This is a genomic window from Kitasatospora sp. NPDC007106, from assembly GCF_040634455.1.
In the GTDB taxonomy this organism is placed as follows: Bacteria; Actinomycetota; Actinomycetes; order Streptomycetales; family Streptomycetaceae; genus Kitasatospora; species Kitasatospora arboriphila.
Window position 1 is genome coordinate 1 of record NZ_JBEYFP010000631.1, and the last position, 3475, is coordinate 3475.

The window sequence follows — 3475 nt, forward strand, 5'->3', positions numbered from 1 at the left end:
GGTCAGCGGGCGGTGGTCAGCGGGCCGGGCGGGGGAGGGCCGTGCCGGCGCGGGCGCGGACGGCTTCGACGGCCTCCCAGTCGGCCGGGCCCAGTGCGGCGAGGGCGGCGGGGAAGACGCCGTCCTGTTCCTTGAGGATGTGGGCCCGCAGCTGGGCGAGGGTGTCCAGGAGGCGCCGGGGCCAGGCGGGGTCGGTGGGGGTGCCGTCCGCGGCCTCGGCGAGGACGGCTTCGATGCGGCGGTGGTCGGCCTCCAGGGCGGCGATGTGCTCGGGGAACTCGCCGGCCAGGGCCGGGAACAGGCCGTGTTCCTCGACCTCGGTGTGCGGGCGCAGGATCGCGGCGATCGCCCGGGCGGCCTCGGCCATCCGGGCCGGGTCGCCCTCGCGGTGGGCGACCCGGGCCGTGCCGATCAGGTTGACCGCCGCCTCGTGTTCGTTCGTCAGGTCGCGGATGGTGGCCAGTGCCTGGCACCCGCAGTACTCGCACATGTCGGGGTTCTCCTCGTCGGTCGGAGGACGGGTCAGGCGGCGCGGACGGCGCGCCGGACCCGGGTGGCGGTGAAGACCACGGCGGCCAGGGCGACCAGGGTGAGGGCCGCCAGGCCGGCCGCGTACGAGTGGTAGCTGCCGTACAGGGCGCCCATCACGAGCGGCGGGACGAAGCCGCCGAGGCCGCCGGCCGCGCCGACCACGCCGGTGACGGAGCCGACCTGGTTCGCGGGGGCGAGGAGGGCGACGAGGGCGAAGGTGGCGCCGCTGCCGGCGCCGAGCGCCGCGGCCATGGCCAGGAAGGCCGCCGTGCCGAGCGGCGCGAGTGCGGGGGTGAAGCCCTGGACCAGGGCGCCGAGGGCGACCACGGCGAGCGCCCAGGTCAGGACCCGGACGGGGCTGGTGCGGTCGGACAGCCAGCCGCCGACCGGCCGCATCAGGACGGCGAGCAGCACGAACCCGGCCATCCGGTTGGCCGCGTCGGCGCTCTGGAGTCCGTAGGCGGTCTTGAGGTAGGTCGGCAGGTACACGGAGAAGGCGACGTAGCCGCCGAAGGCGACCGCGTACAGGGCGGAGGCCTGCCAGGTGACGTGCAGCCGGAGCGCCGCGCCGAGGCGGCGGGCGAGCGGCTCGGAGGGCACCGTCCGGCCGGGGGCGTCGCGCAGCAGGAGCAGTGCCACCACCGCGTAGAGGGCGAGCACGACCGCGGTGAGGACGAAGGGGGTGGCGGTGCCGTGGCCCTTGACCAGGTTCACGGTGGTCAGGGCGCTGATGGCGGTGCCGCCCATCCCGGCGCCGAACACGCCGACGGCCGCGCCGCGCCGCTCCGGCGGGAACCAGGCGCTGACGAAGGGCACGCCGACGGCGAAGGAGGTGCCGGCGACGCCGAGGAAGAACCCGCCGACGAGCAGTTCGGTCAGCGAGGAGTGCCCGGCGAGGCCGAGGTACAGCACCGGGACGATGGTGGCGGCGGACACCAGCGGGAACATCACCCGGCCGCCGTAGCGGTCGGTGAGCGCGCCGACCGGGATGCGGCCCAGCGACCCGACGATCACCGGCACGGCGACGAGCAGCGACTGCTGGAAGGAGCTGAGGCCGAGGGAGTCCTTGAACCGCGGCCCGAGCGGGCTGATCAGCGCCCAGGCCCAGAAGTTGAGGGCGAAGCCGAGGGTGGCCAGGGCCAGCATCAGGGTCCGCCTCCCGGAGGCCGGCGCGGCCGCTCTCGTCCCGTTCGGTCGGGTGTCCATGGGGTTCTCCGTCTCTCCGGTGTGCGGCCCGTCAGGTCGTGCACGCCGGTGGCCTCGGGCTCGGTCGGGCATCAGCCTGCTGGTCCGGGGCCTTGCGCGGTCCCTGCCGACCGTCCCGGACCGGGGTGCCGGAGGGCCCGGTTCCCGGCCGGTGCCCCGGGCCGGCCGGCCGGGTGATCAGGGACCTTCGGCCCCCGCGCGGACCTGCGGGCACTGCCTAGCGTTCGGGCCATGGACGAGGAGAGCGCTGCGGGTGACCCCGGGCCCCGCGAACGACAGCACTGGCCGCTGGCGGCGAGACGCCTGCTGACCCGCCGTGAGGTGTCGGCCGACGGCCGCGCCTCGTTCGGCGAGGGCGGCACGGAGTGGGAGGGCTTCTACCGGGACCGCTGGTCCCACGACAAGGTCGTGCGGTCCACCCACGGGGTCAACTGCACGGGTTCCTGCTCCTGGATGGTGTACGTCAAGGAGGGGATCATCACCTGGGAGCACCAGGCGACCGACTACCCGTCCATCGGCACCGACTGTCCGGAGTACGAGCCGCGCGGCTGCCCGCGCGGGGCGTCGTTCTCCTGGTACACCTACTCGCCGAGCCGGGTGCGCTACCCGTACGTGCGGGGCGAGCTGCTGAAGCTGTGGCGGGAGGCCCGCAGACGCCTGGGCGATCCGGTGGCGGCGTGGGCCGAGATCACCGGGGACCCGGCGAAGGCGCGGGCGTACAAGAGGGCGCGCGGCAAGGGCGGCCTGGTGCGCGCGGACTGGGACGAGGTGACCGAACTGGTCGCCGCCGCCCAGGTGCACACCGTCAGGACGTACGGTCCGGACCGGGTGGCGGGCTTCTCGCCGATCCCGGCGATGTCGATCGCGTCGTTCGCGGCCGGGGCCCGGTACCACTCGATGATCGGCGGGACGCTGCTGTCGTTCTACGACTGGTACGCGGACCTGCCCATCGCCTCGCCGCAGGTCTGGGGCGACCAGACCGACGTGCCGGAGTCCGCGGACTGGTGGAACGCGGGCTACCTGATCATGTGGGGTTCCAACATCCCGGTGACCCGCACACCCGACGCGCACTTCCTGACCGAGACCCGCTACAACGGCACCAAGATCGTCGCGGTGAGCCCCGACTACGCCGACAACGTCAAGCACGCCGACGAGTGGCTCGCCCCGCACCCCGGCACGGACGGCGCACTGGCCATGGCCATGGGCCACGTGGTCCTGCGCGAGTTCCTCGTCGACCGCGAAGTGCCGTACTTCCGGGACTACCTGCGCACGTTCACCGACGCCCCGTTCCTGGTGGCCCTGCGCGAGCACGAGCACGGCCTCGTCCCGGACGGGTTCCTGACCGCGGCCGACCTCGGGCAGGACACGGAGCACGCCGGCTCCAAGACCGTCCTCGTCGACTCGGCCACCGGCGAGCCGGTGGTGCCGAACGGCTCGCTCGGCTTCCGCTGGGCGAAGGAACAGGGCCACTGGAACCTCGACCTGGGCGACGTCGTGCCCGAGCTGAGCCTGCTGGAGCGGGCCGAGGAGACCGTCGAGATCGCGCTGCCCCGCTTCGACGAGGGCGCCACCGAGGGCGGCTCCGTCCTGGTGCGCGGGGTGCCGGTGCGCCGGATCGGCGGCCGGCTCGTCACCACCGTCTTCGACCTGATGCTCGCCCAGTACGGGGTGCATCGTCCCGGGCTCCCGGGCAGCTGGCCGTCCTCGTACGAGGACGCGTCGCAGCCCTGCACGCCGG

At 74.3% G+C, this 3475-nt stretch carries 3 protein-coding genes; 1 reads left to right on the top strand and 2 read right to left on the bottom strand.

The genetic code is table 11. From position 1 onward, the window contains the following. Positions 1-16: 16 nt before the first annotated feature. Positions 17-490 carry a hemerythrin domain-containing protein gene (locus ABZ641_RS29765; RefSeq protein ID WP_344623598.1) on the bottom strand — a complete coding sequence of 158 codons (474 nt, stop codon included), beginning with the start codon at positions 488-490 and terminating at the stop codon, positions 17-19. 32 nt (positions 491-522) lie between these two features. Then, on the bottom strand, positions 523-1737 hold the full coding sequence (locus tag ABZ641_RS29770; RefSeq protein WP_359986733.1) for an MFS transporter: 1215 nt from the start codon (positions 1735-1737) through the stop codon (positions 523-525). A gap of 231 nt (positions 1738-1968) precedes the next feature. Between ABZ641_RS29770 and ABZ641_RS29775 the strand changes: the two genes are divergently transcribed. Next, a partial coding sequence (locus ABZ641_RS29775) for a molybdopterin-dependent oxidoreductase (protein ID WP_359986736.1) occupies positions 1969-3475 on the top strand: 1507 nt, incomplete at its 3' end.

What these genes read in the sequence shown, in the direction of transcription:
- ABZ641_RS29765 (WP_344623598.1), bottom strand. Translation starts at nt 490, where the DNA reads ATGTGCGAGTACTGCGGGTGCCAGGCACTGGCCACCATCCGCGACCTG.
- ABZ641_RS29770 (WP_359986733.1), bottom strand. Translation starts at nt 1,737, where the DNA reads ATGGACACCCGACCGAACGGGACGAGAGCGGCCGCGCCGGCCTCCGGG.